The sequence below is a fragment of the Mycobacterium sp. NGS29 genome (genome assembly GCF_059812965.1).
Genome location: NZ_JCALDR010000003.1, coordinates 123,324 through 139,950 on the forward strand (window position 1 = coordinate 123,324; position 16,627 = coordinate 139,950).

A 16,627-nucleotide genomic window follows, 5' to 3' on the forward strand; every position below is an offset into this window, starting at 1 on the left:
CGCAGCACGTGTCTTGGCCTGTTTCAGCCGTACAACTCGACGAAGTTGTCGAGCGACTTTTGCACGTCACCCTTGGCCGCGCGGGCCGCGACTTTGCCGATCGGACCGAACAGCGCGGGGCCGCCCAGGTCAACGGACAGGCCAAGGGTGGCGCCGTCCTTGGATTGCGTCACCGTCAGCGTGACCTTGTACTTTGCTCCGCCCTTGCCGTCCCCGGCCATCGCGACCTTGTGCGGCGGATCCCACTTGGTGATCGTCCAGGTCACCCGGTTGCGCAGGCCTTTGGAGCGCGCGACGCCCACCACCTGCGTGCCTTCGGTGATGTCGTCGACGTCGGGCAACTCGCTGCGCCAGCCCTCGTGCAAGACCAGCCAGTCGCCCAGGGTCGACAGGTCCGAGACGTGCTCCCACATTTCCTGCGGGGTCATCGGTACGTCCAGGGTCAGGTCAACGGATGCCATAGCGGTGAGCGTAACGCCAGCGCGACCGGCGGCCCTCCACCCCGGATACGCTCAGCGGCGAAGCGGAGGGCAGGTCGGTGGTCGAGAATCGGGCGGGGTCGCAGTTCGGGCCGTATCGGTTGGTGCGGCTGCTGGGTGCCGGCGGTTACGGCGAGGTGTACGAAGCTGAGGACACCGCCATGCACCGCGTGGTGGCGTTGAAGCTGCTGAGCAGCACCTATTCGCAAAACCCGGTGTTCCGCGAGCGGCTGTTCCGGGAGGCCCGCACCGCCGGCCGGCTGCGGGAACCACACGTGCTGCCGATCCACGGTTGCGGCGAGATCGACGGCCAGGTCTACATCGACATGCGACTGGTGCGCGGCGTGGATCTGGACACCGTGCTGCGCCGGGACGGCCCGCTCCCGCCGGCGCGGGCAGTGAATCTGGTGCGCCAGGTCGCGGCAGCCCTGGACGCCGCGCACGCCGAGACGGTGTTACACCGCGACGTCAAACCGGCGAACATCCTGCTCTCCGGTGACGACTTCGCCAGCCTGGTCGACTTCGGCCTGGCCAGCGCGGCCGGCGACGCCCGGCTGACCGGTACCGGAAAGGCGGTCGGCACGTTCGATTACGTTGCTCCGGAACGGCTTTGCGAGAATCCAGTGATCGACCCGCGCTGCGACGTGTACTCGCTGGCGTGCGTGCTCTATGAACTACTGACCGGGGCACCACCGTTTGCCCAGCACCAGGATCTGACCGCGCTGATCAACGCCCAGCTGACCGCCCCGATCCCGCGGCCCAGCCAGCAGCGGGCCGGCATCCCCGCCGGGTTCGACGAGGTCATCGCGCGGGGCATGGCCAAGCATCCCGACGACCGTTATTCCAGCGCGGGTCAGCTGGCCGCCGCCGCGCACAACGCACTGGGTCCGGCCGCGACCACCCGCGAGTGGACCACCGCGCCGCCGCCGGTGCCGCTGCCCCCGCCCGTGCCGGCCGCGCCACCGCCGTGGGTGCCACCCGAGCGCCGAAAACCGCGCCGTCGCAGGGTGATTGCCGTCGCGGCGGCCATCATCGTCGCGGTGGCGGCCGCGGCGGCCGTCGTTGTTGTCACGCGCCGGGATGCTGCCACCGGGCGCGCGGCGACCAGCACGCCGCGGCCGTCCTCGACGGTCCCGACGGTGCTGAAATTCCCGGACCTGGTGCAGGCCCGCGGGGTGGCCGTCGGTCACGACGGCAGCGTCTACGCGGTCGAGCTGAGCAGCCACTCCCCCAATGGCCGGGTGCTGAGGTTGCCCCCCGGCCAGCCCTCGCCTACCGAGCTACCGTTCGGTGAGCTGTACGGCGAGGGGGTCGCGGTGGACCCGGCGGGTGCGGTCTACGTCGCCGACTTCCACGCATCCGCGGTGTGGAAGTTGGCGGCGGGCGGTCGTGGGCCTGCTCCGCTGACGTTCGGGCACCTGGGCAGACCGGTCGGGGTGGCGGTCGGCGCCGACGGCACCGTCTATGTCACCGACGCCACGCTTCGGCAGGTGCTGAAGCTGGCCCCCGGCGCGACGAGTGCCACCGCCCTGATGCCGACCACACCGCTGAACATGCCAGCCGGAATCGCGGTGGACAGCACCGGGAACCTTTACATCGCCGATGTGGAGGAGCGGCGGGTGTTGAAGCTGGCTGCCGGTGCCGACACCCCCGCCGAACTGCCGTTTCCCGGCCTGCAGCAACCGTACGGTGTGGCTGTGGACAAGAACGGCAACGTCTACGTCACCGACATCGACGGCCGCGGGGTCTTCAAGTTGGCCAGCGGTGCGAGCACTGCCACCCAGGTCGCCTTTCCCACCCTCAACTACCCGTTCGGTATCGCCGTGGACGACGCCGGCGATCTGTTCGTCGTCGACTGTCACCGCGGCGACGACTGCGCGACCGGCAAAGTCCTCGAATTGGGTGCCGCGCAATGACTGCCAGCTTCCTCCCGGGGTCGCGGTTCGGCCCGTATCAGCTGCGCCAGCTGCTGGGCAGCGGCGGATTCGGTGAGGTCTACGAAGCCGAGGACACGGTCATGCACCGGGTGGTGGCGCTGAAGTTGCTGTCCAGCAGCTACTCGCAGAACCCGGCTTTCCGGGAGCGGCTGTTCCGGGAGGCCCGCACCGCCGGACGGCTGCACGACCCGCACGTGGTGCCCATTCACGGCTGCGGGGAGATCAACGGTCAGCTGTACATCGACATGCGCCTGATCGACGGTACGGATCTGCAGAGCACCCTGGAACGTGGCGGCGCGCTCAGCCCGGCCCGGGCGGTGCACGTGGTGCGGCAGATCGCCGCGGCACTGGATGCCGCGCACGCCGAAACGGTGATTCACCGCGACGTCAAGCCGGCCAACATTCTGCTCGGTCCCGACGACTTCGCCTGCCTGGTGGACTTCGGCCTGGCCAATGCCGCCACCGACACCAAGCTCACCAGCGAGGGCACCACCATCGGATCGTTCGCCTACCTGGCACCGGAACGTCTGGCGTCCGGCCAGGTCACGCCGGGTGCGGACATCTATGCACTGGCCTGTGTGCTGTATGAATGCCTGACCGGGGCCGCACCGTATGAGAGTCGCACCGAAATACCCGCTCTGGTCGCCGCGCACCTGACCTCCCCGCCGCCGCGCCCCAGCCAGGACCACCCGGGGATCCCGATCGGTTTCGACGAGGTGATCGCGCGTGGAATGGCCAAGGACCCGCAGGTTCGCTTTCGCAGCGCCGGTGAACTGGGTGCGGCCGCTCAGCACGCGCTGAGCACCCCGGTGCAGCCCTGGACTCCGCCGCACGCGGTCCCCACCCAACCGTGGACACACCCGGGCGCGCCCACTGCGCGCACGCCAATGAAGTTGCACCGCAAGCCCCGTCGCCGTGCAGTGCTGGCCGTGGGCGTGATCGCGCTGGTAGCCGCCATTGTCGGCGTCGTCGCGGTCTTGGCCACGCCCGACACGACCCGGCATGCTGCGCCCACCACCAGCGCATCGCCGACGCCCGGCGGCTCCGGCTCGCCGTCCACCAGCGCCGCCCCCGCCCTGAACGCCACCCGATTGCCGATTATCGGAACCGGTCAGCTCGCGGGCGTGGCGATCGGCCCGGCCGGGGAAATCTACGTCGTCGACACCAGCAGCCCCAGGGTGTACAAGCTGACCGCCGACTCCGATGCGCCCGCCGAGGTGCCGTTTCGCGGACTGGTCCGGCCCAAACGGGTGAGCGTGGACGCAGCCGGCAACGTCTATGTCGCCGATGTCCCCCGGGACGGCGCCGGGAGGATTCTGAAATTGGGGCCCGGCGCCGGTGATCCGGTCGAGTTGCCCTTCGGCCGCATGCTTCCCCATGGCGTCGCAGCTGATGCTGCGGGGACTGTCTACGTTGCCGCAAACGACCGGGTGCTGGCGCTCGCGCCGGGTGCCGCGACCCCCACCACGCTGCCGTTCGGTACCGGCATTTTCGAGGACGTGGCGACGGACGGCGCCGGCAACGTCTACGCCCTGCAGGCGGGCCGGGTGCTGAAGTTGGCCCTAGGCGAGAGCAACCCGACCCAGCTGCCGTTCGGACAGCTGGGCAGGGCGCAAATCGTCGTGGTGGACGCCAAGGGCGACGTATACGTGGCCGACAACGCCGACAACATGGGTCGGCTGATCAAGCTGTCCGCGGGTGCCTCGTCCCCGACCCTGCTGTTCGCGCCGGAGAATCAGTCCTTCGGTGGTATGGCGATCGATGCGGCGGGCGGCATCTACGTGACCGAGAACAACCGGCTGCTCAAAGCCGCGGTGGGCTGATGACGGAGCCCAGCGATCTGAAATCGCTACTGGCACAAGGTGGCCCGCTCGATCCGGTCCGTGCGGTGCACCTGGTAGGCCAAGTCGCGGCGGCGATCGACGATGCGCACGCCCACCGCAGAATCCACCGCGACGTCAGCACCGCCAACATTCTGCTGGCGCGCGACGGTTCAGCCTATTTGGCCGACCTCGGCGGAGCGACGCCCTCGGCAGACCGGACCCGGGTGCTGGTCACCGACACCGACGCGGTCTACCGCGCCGACATCGCCGCGCTGGCCGGGGTGCTTTACGAGTGCCTGACAGGGCAACCGTTCGACCCGGCGACGCCGGTCGAGCGGCGAGCCGGAATCCCGGCTGAGTTCGACGCTGTCATCGAGCGCGCAACGGCAGCCGATCCCGCCAACAGGTACCGCAGCGCCGGCGAATTCGCCGCTGCCGCGCAGCGCGTCCACCCGCCGATCCCGCCCCCTGCGCCGCCGAACAGCAACCCGGCACCGCCGTCCGCGGCGGCCACCCGCACGTTCACCCTCCCGCCTCCTGGCCAGTCATCCAATAATTATGTCCCGCAACCTATTCCGATGTACGGACAGTCACCTACCGTATCGTTTCCGCACTCCCGGCCGATGCAGCTGCCGATACCGCCACCACGACGGCGCCGCTACATCGGCCCGGCTGTCGCCCTCGTCGCCGTGATCGCCGTGGTGGTGACCGGCGCAATCGTGATCCCCAAGGTCGTGCACCGCAACGACTCGACGGCATCCACCACCAAGGCCGCCCCGCCGCGGCGCACCTACACGGCGCAGCCGACTGTGCTGCCATTTCCCGAGATGTTCCCGACGAAAAGTGTCGCTGTCGACGGCTCCGGCAACATTTACGCGCTGGCCGCGGTGATCCCGCATCCGGGCATCAGCATGTTCGAACCCGGCCCGCTGCAGCTCTGGAAGCTGGCGCCGGGGGCCAGCGCGGCGTCCCCGGTGGAAATTCCCGGGGTGAATTTTCGCTCCGCGACGGACCTGGCGGTCGATAAGGCCGGCAATCTTTTCTACAGCGAAGGCGCCCAGGTTTACCTGTTGGAGGCGGGCAAATCCAGCCCGATTCGGTTGCCGTTTCGGGGATTCACCTCGGTCAGTGGCATCGCGGTCGACGATGCGGGCAACACCTACGCAGTCGGTGCACTCATGGACGAGGGCCCGAATGTGAAGTACGGGGCGCGCAAGCTCGCACCGGGACAAAGCCGACCGACCGACTTGTCTTTCGAGGGGCTCCATCTGCCCCGTGGAATTGCGGTCGCCAAAGACGGCACCGTCTACGTGTCCTCGAATATCAGAGGTACCGGACGTGGCCAGGTCTTCAAACTTCCCGTCGGCGCCACCGCTGCCGTCGTGGTGCCCATCCCCGGACTCATCGAGCCGAATCACATCGCGTTCGACGACGCCGGGGACATCTTCGTCGGCGACGGCTTCGGCAAGGGTTTCTTCCAGTTGCCGCCCGGACGCGATCCGGTGCAGGTGGCGCTGGGTTCTCATGCCATGAGTGTGGCGGTGGATTCCGCAGGTGCGGTCTACGCGCTGACCGCGGCGCGCACGAACCGGTCCGATCAGCTGGTGAAACCCGGACAGGTGCTCAAGATCGTGCCGGACCGATAGCCGCTGCGCTCTCACCGCGATTTTTGCCGCGATTTTTATCCGGGCCCGTTTGATACGGTCCGAGCCATGAGCTTGCACGAGCGTCATTTTGTGGCGGAAGGGGCCCTCCCTCCCGCGCGCGACTTCCTGACGTCGGCGGGATTCGGCGGTGTGGCTGCCCTGACGGTGGCGATCATTCTGGCGGTCATCGCATTCATCGCCGCGCGCCGGGCCGCCAAACGTGAAGCGCTGCAGCAGGACCAGCGTGACCGTCATCATCAGGAGCTTCGCGAAGACGCGCAGCGCAGCGCGGCCCTGGACCGCTGCTGGCAACGGCTGGTGTGGGTGGTGGAGACCGCGGGGATCGAACCGGCAGCACACGAGAACGCCACCCTGGGTCTGGGGCCCGAGCTGGCACTGGAGATGCTGCGCGGGCTGCTGCGTGACGCCGAGTTCCTCGGGGACGAGACGCTGGCCCGGTCGGTGACGGTGTACCTCAACCAGTTCTCCCTGGTGTTGGCGCAGCAGGCTGGACCGCTGTCTCAGCTCGCGGCGCGGCAATCTGCGCCGCGACGGGACGCGCCGGCTGCCCGCGAGCCCCGGGAATCCCAGCCGTCGGTCCCGCCCGCTGACCAGCCCCCCGCCCCCGACCAGCCCCCGGCACCCACCGATGAGGCCGCTATCGAACCGGCCGGCAAAGGAAGGCGCCGGCACGGGTGAGCACCACACGACAACACATCGAGGATCTCGACCCCGCGGAGTGGGCGGCGTTGACGCTGCGCGCCGCCGCGGATTCGGTCGCCGCCGCCGAGCGGCTCGGACAGCAACCGCCCGCGGCGTTGCTGGCGCTGGCGGCGATGAGCGAGCGCGACCTCGTCGAGCACCGAAATCGATCCGGCCCGGCACGCAAGCGGCTCTCGCCGGTGATGCGACTGGTCGAGGCCGACCACAAGCGGGTCGCGGCCGAGGCGCACGCGCGGGAGGCGCAGCAGGGCCGCAAAGACGCCGAGGCGGCCGTGGCGATGGCCCGGGCGCAGGCTGAACAATCGGCGCGGGTGGCCACCGCGGCGCGCGAGCGGGCACGCGAAGTGCAGGCCCAGGCCGCGCGGCAGGAAGAGCAGTGGGCGGCCGAGCGGCAAGCCGCGCAGCAGGCCTTCGAAACAACATTGGAAACAACAAAGGCTGAACGCGCCGCCGAGCGGGCCGCCGCGCAGCGGGCCCTGGAACAGGTACGCGCCGAACTTGCTCAGGTGCGCGCCGACACGGCCGCCGAACTCGCCACGGCCACCGAGCAGGTCACCGCCGCGGAAAGCCGCGCCGAACAGCGCATCGCAGAGCGCACCGCGGACCGGGCGACCGGGCGCCAGGCGTTCGAGCAGGTGCGCGCCGAGCTGGAACGGGTGCGCGCCGATGCCGCGGCCGAGATCGCCGCAGCCAACGAGCGGGCCACAGCCGCCGAAGCCCGTGCTGAGCAGCGCATCGCCGAGCGCGCGACTGCCCGGGAAAGCGCCGAGCGCGCGTTGGAGGAAGTGCGCCGCGAACTCGACCAGATCCGGGCCGATGCCGCGGCCGAAGTCGCCTCGGCCCGCGGGCAGGCCACCGGTGCGATCACCGCCGCGCACCGGGCAGCCGAAGCTGAGGTGGCCCGGGCCAAGGCAGAGCTCGAGCAGCTCCGCACCGCCGCCGCGGCCGAGATGACCCGGCTCAAAGCGGAGACCGAGCAGGTGCGCACCTCGTCGGCCGCAGAGTTGACTGAGGCGCGCGCGCAAGCCGGCCAGCAGCTCGCCGCCCTGCGCGAAGCAGCGCAGGCCGAGGTGGCGCGTGCCCGCGCCGAGGCCGAGAATGCCGGCGCGGCCGTGACCCGCGCTTACAGCGAGATCGAGCAGTTGCGCGCGACTTCGGCGACCGAACTGGCGGCGGCCCGCGAGCAGGCCGCCGCTGCTCAGGAAGCGGCGCGGGTGCGCGAGCCCGGTGTGGCGGCGGCGAACCTGTTGGCGCTTCCGGTGCCCCCGCTGGGGGTGGCCGCCCACACCAGGTCCATCGAGTTGGCGCTGGCCACCGTGCGCGAACTCGACCGCATTCTGGAAGCGGGCCCGGCCGAGGATGTCGAGACGGTGCGCAACCTGGTGGATACGGCGCAGGCGGAGGCACGAGACCTCGCCGAGCAACTGCACAACCTGCCCTCGCACTACTCCGCGTCCTGGCAGGCCGAGGCGGCAGAAGAGTACGCAGGCGCCGCAGCCGCAGCTTATGGTGCTCTGCTGCAACGCATTTCGGTTTTAGTCGACCAGCTACGCCAGCAGGACGAGAACGCGAACGCCGAGGTGATCTCGACGGTCACCAACTGGCTGGACGCCCACCCGTGGCGACAGGGCTGACGCCCGGTCAGTGACTCGGGCCGCCGCGCAGCCGGTTGCCGATCCGGATGCCGGGCAGCAGCAGGCTGCGCGGCAGAATCCTGCCGCCGGTGCTGACGATCTTGGGCACCACACCGGGCACCACCCCGCGCTTGCCGGCGAGCATGCCCGCAATGGCCTGCTCGGCGACGTCCTTCGGGGACACCTGCGCGATCGGGATGCTGAACCGTTCGGCGCTGGCGATTTCAGCCCACTCGGTCGGAACCGGGCCCGGGCACAGGGCGGTCACCGACACGCCGGTACCGTGCAGCTCCTCCTGCACGGCCTCGGAGAACGTCAGCACGAACGCCTTGCTCGCTGAATACACCGCCATGAACGGAATCGGCTGGAAGCCCGCGATCGAGGCGATGTTGAGCACCGCACCGGCGCCCCGCTTGACCATTCCGGGCAGCACGGCACGGGTCAGCTCCATCAACGCCAGTGCATTGAGGGTGACCTGCTCGCTTTCCCGCTCCTCCGGCAGCTCGTAGAAGCGCCCGCTGGTGCCGAAGCCCGCGCTGTTGCACAGCCCGGCGATCGGCTCGTTGCGCAGCCGTTCGGCCAGCTTTGCGCGGGATTCGTTGTCGGACAGGTCAAGTGGGAAGACCTCCACGTCGACGCTGTGTTCCGCACGCAGTTTTTCGGCCAGCTCGTCGAGGCGTTCGCGGCGCCGCGCGACCAGGATCAGCGGAAAGCCCCGGCGGGCCAGCCCGTTGGCCAGTTCGGTGCCGATGCCTGAGGAGGCGCCGGTGATGACGACGGTCGATTGCTTGCTCGGTTTGGGAAGGCTCACGACATCACCAGTGGATTCCGCGGGTGGCCTGCAGGAACGTTTCGCTGCGTTTGTCGAGATCCTTTGTGTCGGTATCGCTTTCGCTGCCTTTGGCAGCAGACGAGTCGTCGAACATGCCGAATGCGCGGTTGCGCACCCGGTCCATGACGGCCGGGTTGACGGCGTCGGCGACGGCGGCGAACTGCCCGAACGGCGAGCTGGCCCGCCGCGGCCGGTGGATCAGCGCGTCGGTGATCACGCCGGCGGCCTGGTCCGGCGTGAGTGCCGGGAACTTGTCGTACATCTTGGTCGGGCTGATCATCGGCGTGCGCACCAGCGCCATGTGCACGGTGGTGAACCGGACGTTGTCGCTGACGGTCTCGGCCTGCAGCGCGTCGCACAGGCTGTCCAGCGCGGCCTTGCTGGCGATGTAGGCGCCGAACCGCGGTGCCCGGGTCTGGACGCCGACCGAGGACACGTTGAGGATGTGCCCGAAGCCGCGTTCGCGCATCCCTGGGACGAATTTGAGGATCAGCTGCACCGCGCCCAGGTAGTTCAGCTGGATGGTGCGCTGGTAGTCGTGGATCCGGTCGTACGACAGGGCCAACGATCGCCGAATGGACCGGCCCGCGTTGTTGATCAGGATGTCGACGCCGCCGAGGTCCTCGATGACCTTGTCGGCCATCTCGGCGATGGCGTCGACGTCGGACAGGTCGCACGGGTAGACGTGGGCGGTACCGCCATTGGCGCGGATGTCGTCGGCGACCTTGTCCAGGTTCTCTTTGGTGCGCGCGACGAGCGCTACGATGCCGCCCGCCTCGGCGATCTTGTGTGCGGCCGCCTCGCCGATGCCCGAGGACCCGCCGGTGATCAGCGCGATCTTTCCATCGACCGCCTCTTCGAGTGTGCGGCCTTGCACGGCGTCGCGCAGATTCCGCCAGTAGAAGGGCCGATATCGCCCGGCGGAGTTCGGCGTGTTGATGATGTTCGACACGGCCGCGAACGGTTTTTCAACCAGGTTCGTGAGATCACCGAGATTCATTGACAGTTGCTCCTGAGGGCAGTGTGGACGGTGTGACACAGGTCATAAAGCCAACCTAGGATATCGACCGATGAATAGGTACCGAATGCCGATGTCGGGCAAGCTCGTCTCAGTCGTCGCCGTGATCGCGGCCACCGTGCTGCTCGGCGGGTGCGGTTCGCGACCGTCGTACCCGGACTCGTCGACCGGGAGCGCCGCACCGGGCCTGTCGGCCAGCATCACCACCACCTCGCCGACACCGGCCCTGGACTGCGCCCGATCCACCGTCAAAGCCCAGCAGCTGGTGTGTAACGACCCGGAACTGACCGTCCTGGACCGCCGGGCGCAGACGGCGTATCAGCAGGCACTGGCACGCCCCGGGGCTGACCAGTCCACGCTCGCGACCGCGCAGAACGCTTTCATGACAGTGCGCGACGGCTGCACCGACCGCGTCGACGTCCGGACCTGCCTGGTGGAGGCCTACCAGACGCGGCTGGTCGAGTTGGCGATCGCTGACCCGGCCACGGTCGCCCCGCCGGTCGTGACCTACAACTGTCCGCCCGGGGACGGTCCGTTGACCGCACAGTTCTACAACGATCTGGATCCCAAGGCGGCGGTGTTGAACTGGAAGGGCACCCGGATCATCCTGTTCGTCCAGCCGTCGGGCAGCGGCGCCCGCTACGGCCGGCAGGGCTCCGAGTACTGGGAGCACCAGGGCGAGGTCAGGCTGAACCTCAACGGCATCAACTTCGTGTGCCACACCCAGTGAGCGGGACGTGTCAGCCCTCAGCGCGTAACACGCTCAACGCGTGTTCCAGGTCGGGCGGATAGGGGCTGACGATCTCGACACGCCGGCCATCGGCCGGATGCGCGAAAGCCAACGACCGCGCATGCAGCCATTGACGTTGCAGGCCAAGCTTTTTCGCGAGTTTCGGATCGGCGCCGTAAACCAGGTCACCGCAACAGGGGTGGTGCAGCGCGGCGAAGTGCACCCGGATCTGGTGGGTGCGGCCGGTTTCCAGGTGCACGTCGAGCAGGCTGGCGGCCACGTGTGCTTCCACGGTGTCGTAGTGGGTGATGCTGTGCCGGCCGGTGCTGGTGACCGCGAACTTCCACTCCGGGCCGTGGTGCCGGCCGATCGGCGCATCGATGGTGCCGCTGGAGGGATCCGGATGTCCTTGCACCAGTGCGTGATACCGCTTGTCGACGGTGCGCTGTTTGAACGCGCGCTTGAGCACGGTATAGGCCTGCTCGGAGCGGGCCACCACCATCACCCCGGACGTGCCGACGTCCAGACGGTGCACGATGCCCTGCCGCTCGTGCACCCCCGAGGTGGTGATGCGGTAGCCCGCGGCGGCCAGGCCGCCCAGCACGGTGGGCCCGGTCCAACCGACCGAGGCGTGGGCGGCCACCGCGGCGGGCTTGTCGACGGCCACGATGTCGTCGTCGGCATACAGCACTGTCATGCCCTCGATGTCAACGGGCCTGTTCTCCAACGGTTTCGGCGGTTCGGGCAGCCGCACCTGCAGCCAGGCACCCGAAGTGAGTCGGTCGGATTTCCCGGCCGGTACGCCGTCGAGTTCGACACCACCGTCTTCGGCGATGGCCGCCGCGGCACTGCGCGACAGTCCCAGCAGCCGGGCCAGCCCGGCGTCGACGCGCATGCCCGCCAATCCTTCTGGGACCGGCAACGTGCGCTCAGTCACCCGCGTTCTCGGGTTCCGGCGTAATAGCGTTGTCGCCGTTGACTTTCCGTCGACCTGTGGTGTCGAAATCGAAGCCGAAGATGGACAGCACCACCAGCAGGATGGCGCCACCCACCACCGACGGGTCGGCGACGTTGAACACCGGCCACCAGCCCACCGACAGGAAATCCACCACATGTCCGCGCAGCGGGCCCGGCGCCCGGAAGAAGCGGTCGACCAGGTTGCCCATCGCACCGCCCAGGATCATCCCGAGCCCCAGCGCCCACCAGGGCGAGACCAGCCGCCGGCCCATCCAGAAGATGCCGACCACGACACCGGTCGCGATCAAGGTGAGCACCCAGGTGTATCCGGTCGCCATCGAGAACGCGGCACCGGAATTGCGCACCAGCGTCCAGGTCACCGTGTCACCGATGATCGACACCGGCTGACCGGGAGGCAGCAGTTTGACCGCCAACACCTTGGTCACCACGTCCAGCGCGAGCACCACAGCCGCAACCGAGACGAGCAGCCGCAACCGCCGCGGCGCGGCAGCCCCGGGTGCGCGCGGTTCCTCGGCGTCACCGGCTGAAGTCAGCGGATCTGCGGATCCGGTTGGTTCGTCAGGCACCTCACCATCATCCCCTAGTGCTGCCGAGCAGACGCAAAAGCACCCGACACGCGGAGCGTTCGGGTGCTTTTGCGTCTGCTCGCGAGGGGGGCGGGCGTGCGGGATGATGCCGGGATGGGGCGCGTCGCCGTGATCACCACCGGAGGGACGATTTCGACGAGCACCGGCGCCGACGGGGTGCGCCGGCCCGCCCGCTCGGGCGCGCAACTGTTGTCGGGATTCGACGTCGATATCGACCTCGACGTCGTCGACGTGCTGGCGGTCGACAGTTCCGAACTCGTTCCGCCGGACTGGGATCTGATGCGCGCGGCCATGCATCGGGCGGTCGCCAGTGGAGCCGACGGGATCGTCGTCGCCCATGGCACCGACACCATGGAGGAAAGCGCGCTGTGGCTCGAACTGACCCACGCCGGCCCCGTCCCAGTGGTACTGACCGGCGCGATGCGCAGCGCGGACGCGCCGGACGCCGACGGCCCGGCCAATCTGCGCGACGCCGTCGCGGTGGCGGCCAGCCCGGTGGCTCGCGACCTGGGGGTGCTGGTGTGCTTCGCCGGCCGGGTGTTGCAGCCGCTGGGTTTGCGCAAGGAGGTCACCCAGGATCTGAGCGGTTTCGCCGGGCAGCTGGTCGGCACCGTGTTGGACAACGATCTGGTTTTGACGCACCCCAAGCAGCGGACGTTTCTCGGCGAGCTGTCGGCCGCTGACGCGCCGCGCGTCGACATCGCGGCGGCCTACCTGGGCAGCGACGCGGTGGCGCTGGACGCCTTCGCCGCCGCGGGTGCCCGCGCGGTGGTGCTGCAGGCGCTGGGATCCGGCAACGCCGGACGCGCGGTCGTCGACGGTGTCCGGCGCCTGTGCCGCGCCGGGGTGACGGTCGCGGTGTCCACCCGGGTGCCCAACGGCGGGGTGAGCGCCGGTTATGGTCCCGGCCACGAGCTGGTGCAGGCCGGCGCGGTGCTGGTGCCGCGGCTGGCACCGCCGCAGGCCCGGGTGCTGCTGATGGCGACGCTGGCCGCCGGCCTACCCGTGGGCGACATCCTCGACCGCTGGGGTTGACCGAACGTGCTCGCGCAGTGCCTCGACGTAGTCGGGCCAGTCCAGGCTGTCGACCGGGTTGGCGGCCGCCAGGTCGGCGGTGTCGAGGGGGAAAGTTCTGGCCTGGCCCGGTCCCGTGCCGCGCGTTTCGAACCGCACGGTGACGACGCCGTGGCCGGCGCCCTGCACCCAGCCGTGCCCGAAGTCGCGGTGCGCGACGTCATCACCGATCCGCCAGGACCCGCCGTCCTGCCCGGTCAGCAGCACCGCACGCAGGGTCTCGAAATCCTGGTGCGCTTCAGCCGGTTCCGGCGGCAGGTCCAGGTCGGGAAACAACGACTGCTGGCGCACGTCGCTGAGGCCGGAAAAGCCCACGCCGAGCAGACGAATGGGCCCGATCTGCAACGGATCGAGCAGCAGCCGGCGGGCCACCGACACCAGCGCACCGGGTTCGGTCGTCGCGTAGGGCAGCGTCGCCGAGCGGGTCAGCGTGCTCATGTCCGACTTCTTCAGCTTCACCGTGACCGTGCGGGCGCCGCGACCGTCTTTGAGCAGCCGACGGTGCGCGTGCTCGGCGATCGGCTCGATCGCGTCGCGCAGCTGGTCCAGCGTGGTCAAGTCGGCCGCGAAGGTGGATTCGGCGCTGATCTGCTTGGCCTCGGCACGCTCGGCGACGGGACGGTCGTCGATGCCCTGCGCTAACCGGTGCAGCGCGGGCCCCACGGTGGCACCGAGGATGTCGGCGACCTCCGCGTCAGCCAGCGCTGCGAGCTGCCCGATCTTCTCGATGCCCAGGCGGTGCAGTTTCTCCTCGGCGACCGGGCCGATCCCCCACAGCCGCCGCACCGGTAATCCGCTCAGCAGCTCTTGCTGCTCGGAGCGGCGGACCACCCGGACACCGTTGGGTTTAGCCAGATCGGAAGCGATCTTGGCGATCTGCTTGCCCGACCCAGCACCCACGGAGGCGACCAGACCGGTTTCCTCACGCACCCGTCGGCGCAGCGTTGCACAGAACGTCTGCACCTCGTCGGCCGACGCACCGGCCAGCTGGGCCGGTTCGCCGAACGCCTCGTCGAACGACAGTTGCTCGACGACGGGGACCAGACTGCGCACCGCGTCGAAGACACGGCGACTGGCCACGCCGTACACCACGCCGCGGGGCGGCAGCACCACCGCGGCCGCACCGACCTGTCGGCGAGCCTGATGCATCGGCATCGCCGAGCGCGCGCCGAACACCCGCGCCTCGTAGCTGGCCCCGGCGACCACTCCCCGACCGCCCAGCCCGCCGACCAGTACCGGCCGGCCCTTGAGGGTCGGCCGGGTCAGCTGCTCCACCGATGCGAAGAACGCATCCATGTCCAGGTGCAGCACCCATCGGGACTCCACGGTTGTCGATGCTATGGGGCTGAGCGCGAGCGCTCAGAACGGCTCGGCGCGGCCGCGGTGCCGGGATGTCTTTAGTTAACCTAAAATATAATATTAAACGCATGTTTAATTAGCTTTATCGATGGTGATCCCCCCTCAGCGGATGCCGGTTAACGTTGACACGGGTCGAGGGAGATCGCTATGTCACTTGTCGTTGTGCCGGAATGGGTCCAAGCCGCCGCTCAAGATCTCGCAGGCGTGAACGGATCACTATCCGAAGTCTCCCAATCGCTGGCCGGCTTCACGACCAATATCGCGCCCGCGGCCACCGATGAAGTATCAGGTGCGGTCGCCGCGCTCTTTGCCGAATTCGGCGAGGAATACCAGGCGGTCAGCGCCCAGGCGCGCGCGTTCCACGCGGAGTTCGTCCGGGTGCTCAACGCGAGTGTCGGCGCCTACCTGGGTACCGAAGCTGCCGCAGCCGCCGCGTTGCCGGCAGCGTCCATTCTGGATGGCCTGACCGGTGCGCTGGGCAACCCCGCCGCGCTGCTGGGCGGCTCCGGCGGATTGCTGGGCGGACTCGGTCTGTTCAACCCGGGCGGGTTACTCGGTGGTCTTGGTCTGCCGTCGCTCAATGCGCTGCTGCCCGGCGTTTTCGGACCGGCGCCCGGTCCGACGCCGGTGAGCCTGGCGGCGATCACCGGACCGTACGAGAGACTGTTCGCCAATACGATCGCCAACCTGCAGAGTCTCGGAAACGGCTTGGCCGCCAACCCGTTCCCGTTCTTGCGCCAATTCATCGCCAATCAGATCAGCTACGGCCAGATAATCTCCACCGCGTTTGCCAATGCCGGGCAGCACTTGAGCAGCGGGGCCGCGAATATGGTTTTGGCGGACCTGGCACCCACCGCGTCGATACCGGCACGAATCGGGCAGAACTTCGTGAATGTGCTGGGCACGCTTACCGACTTCTCGTATTCCGTCGGAACCAATATCAACCCGTTGACATCACCGATCGCCCTCAGCCAGTTGGAGCTTGGCGCCGCGTTCTTCGGGTTCCCGATCGCGCTGGGTATAGATTTCATCGGCTCACCGATCACCACGGCCAACGCGATGTATTCCGTCGCGTCGGCCTTCGGCAGTGCAATACAGAGCGGCGACGGTTTCGGGGCGTTAGTTGCGGTCCTCACCGCCCCGGCGGTCGTCACCGACGGCTTCCTCAATGGTCAGGTGACGTGGAGTGTCGGCCTACCGGGGGTCACCCTGCCGCTCGGGCTCGGTGCGCTAAGCGGCGTGACTGTGCCGCTGACCGCGCAGATTCCGCTCGGCGGAATCCTGACCCCCCTCGACGTCACGACGCTTGTGGTGAATCCGCTGGGCAGTCCGACCCCGCTGCTGTCGGTGCCCCTCGGCGGGACGCCGACCGGCGGCATCCTGCCCGGTCTGCTGCTCTACGCACCGCAACAACTGGCCGAAGCCATCGGCGCACCGCATATCAGCGGTCCGCTGGTGCCCCTGCCGGAAGTCGTGTTGCCGGGCATCGGTTCCCTGCCGAACCTGGGCGGTCTACTGGACGGGGTGCGCAGCCTGCTGCCCGACGTCGCCCTGCCGGACTTGGGCGGGCTGCTCGGTGGGCTGGGAGGCCTGCTGCCGGGTCTCGGTGGCCTGCCAAACCTGGGCGGCCTGCTGCCCGGTCTCGGCGGCCTGCTACCGGGTCTCGGCGGCCTGCCAGACCTCGGTGGCCTGCTCGGCGGCGGTGGCCTGCTCGGGACCGGCGGCCTGCTCGGCGGCGGTGGCCTGCTCGGGACCGGCGGCCAGACGGGCGGGGGCGGCCTGCTCGGCCTCCTCGGCTAACACGCCC

General features: G+C 69.1%; 14 protein-coding genes. 8 read left to right on the forward strand and 6 right to left on the reverse strand.

The features are described from left to right. Positions 1-23 precede the first annotated feature (23 nt). Entirely contained in the window at positions 24-461 is a 438-nt protein-coding gene (locus AC5Y5Z_RS05380) for a type II toxin-antitoxin system Rv0910 family toxin (RefSeq protein WP_463825160.1), read from the reverse strand. A gap of 77 nt (positions 462-538) precedes the next feature. On the opposite strand from AC5Y5Z_RS05380, the gene AC5Y5Z_RS05385 reads away from it, so the two are divergent. The 5 genes from AC5Y5Z_RS05385 to AC5Y5Z_RS05405 all read left to right on the forward strand — a co-directional run bounded on the left by AC5Y5Z_RS05385 (position 539) and on the right by AC5Y5Z_RS05405 (position 8,242). Beyond that, on the forward strand, positions 539-2,395 hold the full coding sequence (locus AC5Y5Z_RS05385) for a serine/threonine-protein kinase (RefSeq protein ID WP_499923784.1): 1,857 nt from the start codon (positions 539-541) through the stop codon (positions 2,393-2,395). After that, complete coding sequence (locus tag AC5Y5Z_RS05390) at positions 2,392-4,239, forward strand: serine/threonine-protein kinase (protein ID WP_499923786.1); 1,848 nt, start codon at positions 2,392-2,394, stop codon at positions 4,237-4,239. The genes AC5Y5Z_RS05385 and AC5Y5Z_RS05390 overlap by 4 nt, the downstream gene beginning before the upstream one ends. Continuing rightward, positions 4,239-5,885, forward strand: a complete 1,647-nt coding sequence (locus AC5Y5Z_RS05395; protein ID WP_499923788.1) for a hypothetical protein — start codon at positions 4,239-4,241, stop codon at positions 5,883-5,885. The genes AC5Y5Z_RS05390 and AC5Y5Z_RS05395 overlap by 1 nt, the downstream gene beginning before the upstream one ends. A gap of 66 nt (positions 5,886-5,951) precedes the next feature. Further along, a complete protein-coding gene (locus AC5Y5Z_RS05400) occupies positions 5,952-6,584 on the forward strand; it encodes a hypothetical protein (RefSeq protein WP_499923790.1) in 633 nt (210 codons plus the stop codon). Next, a complete protein-coding gene (locus AC5Y5Z_RS05405; RefSeq protein ID WP_499923792.1) occupies positions 6,581-8,242 on the forward strand; it encodes a coiled-coil domain-containing protein in 1,662 nt (553 codons plus the stop codon). Before AC5Y5Z_RS05400 ends, AC5Y5Z_RS05405 begins: the two co-directional genes overlap by 4 nt. A gap of 7 nt (positions 8,243-8,249) precedes the next feature. Here the strand turns inward: AC5Y5Z_RS05405 and AC5Y5Z_RS05410 are convergent, their stop codons facing one another. Beyond that, entirely contained in the window at positions 8,250-9,053 is an 804-nt protein-coding gene (locus AC5Y5Z_RS05410; RefSeq protein WP_463825154.1) for an SDR family NAD(P)-dependent oxidoreductase, read from the reverse strand. Between the two features lie 4 nt (positions 9,054-9,057). Further along, positions 9,058-10,074, reverse strand: coding sequence for an SDR family NAD(P)-dependent oxidoreductase (locus AC5Y5Z_RS05415; protein WP_463825153.1), 1,017 nt, complete (start codon positions 10,072-10,074; stop codon positions 9,058-9,060). A gap of 70 nt (positions 10,075-10,144) precedes the next feature. Here AC5Y5Z_RS05415 and AC5Y5Z_RS05420 point away from each other — a divergent pair, with 70 nt between their 5' ends. Then, positions 10,145-10,822: an MliC family protein gene (locus AC5Y5Z_RS05420; RefSeq protein WP_499923794.1), complete on the forward strand. Its 678-nt coding sequence runs from the start codon at positions 10,145-10,147 to the stop codon at positions 10,820-10,822. 10 nt (positions 10,823-10,832) lie between these two features. On the opposite strand, the gene AC5Y5Z_RS05425 is transcribed toward AC5Y5Z_RS05420, so the two are convergent. Together AC5Y5Z_RS05425 and lspA are read right to left on the reverse strand one after the other, a co-directional pair. Then, on the reverse strand, positions 10,833-11,717 hold the full coding sequence (locus AC5Y5Z_RS05425; protein WP_463825151.1) for an RluA family pseudouridine synthase: 885 nt from the start codon (positions 11,715-11,717) through the stop codon (positions 10,833-10,835). Between the two features lie 34 nt (positions 11,718-11,751). Further along, positions 11,752-12,366, reverse strand: a complete 615-nt coding sequence (gene lspA / locus AC5Y5Z_RS05430) for a signal peptidase II (protein WP_499923796.1) — start codon at positions 12,364-12,366, stop codon at positions 11,752-11,754. A gap of 114 nt (positions 12,367-12,480) precedes the next feature. Between lspA and AC5Y5Z_RS05435 the strand changes: the two genes are divergently transcribed. Beyond that, complete coding sequence (locus tag AC5Y5Z_RS05435; protein WP_499923798.1) at positions 12,481-13,422, forward strand: asparaginase domain-containing protein; 942 nt, start codon at positions 12,481-12,483, stop codon at positions 13,420-13,422. Here the strand turns inward: AC5Y5Z_RS05435 and AC5Y5Z_RS05440 are convergent. Next, positions 13,387-14,787: a DNA polymerase IV gene (locus tag AC5Y5Z_RS05440; RefSeq protein WP_499923800.1), complete on the reverse strand. Its 1,401-nt coding sequence runs from the start codon at positions 14,785-14,787 to the stop codon at positions 13,387-13,389. The two genes, AC5Y5Z_RS05435 and AC5Y5Z_RS05440, sit on opposite strands and share 36 nt — an antisense overlap. Positions 14,788-14,967: 180 nt before the next feature. Here AC5Y5Z_RS05440 and AC5Y5Z_RS05445 point away from each other — a divergent pair, with 180 nt between their 5' ends. Continuing rightward, positions 14,968-16,620: a PE domain-containing protein gene (locus AC5Y5Z_RS05445; protein WP_499923802.1), complete on the forward strand. Its 1,653-nt coding sequence runs from the start codon at positions 14,968-14,970 to the stop codon at positions 16,618-16,620. Positions 16,621-16,627 lie beyond the last annotated feature (7 nt).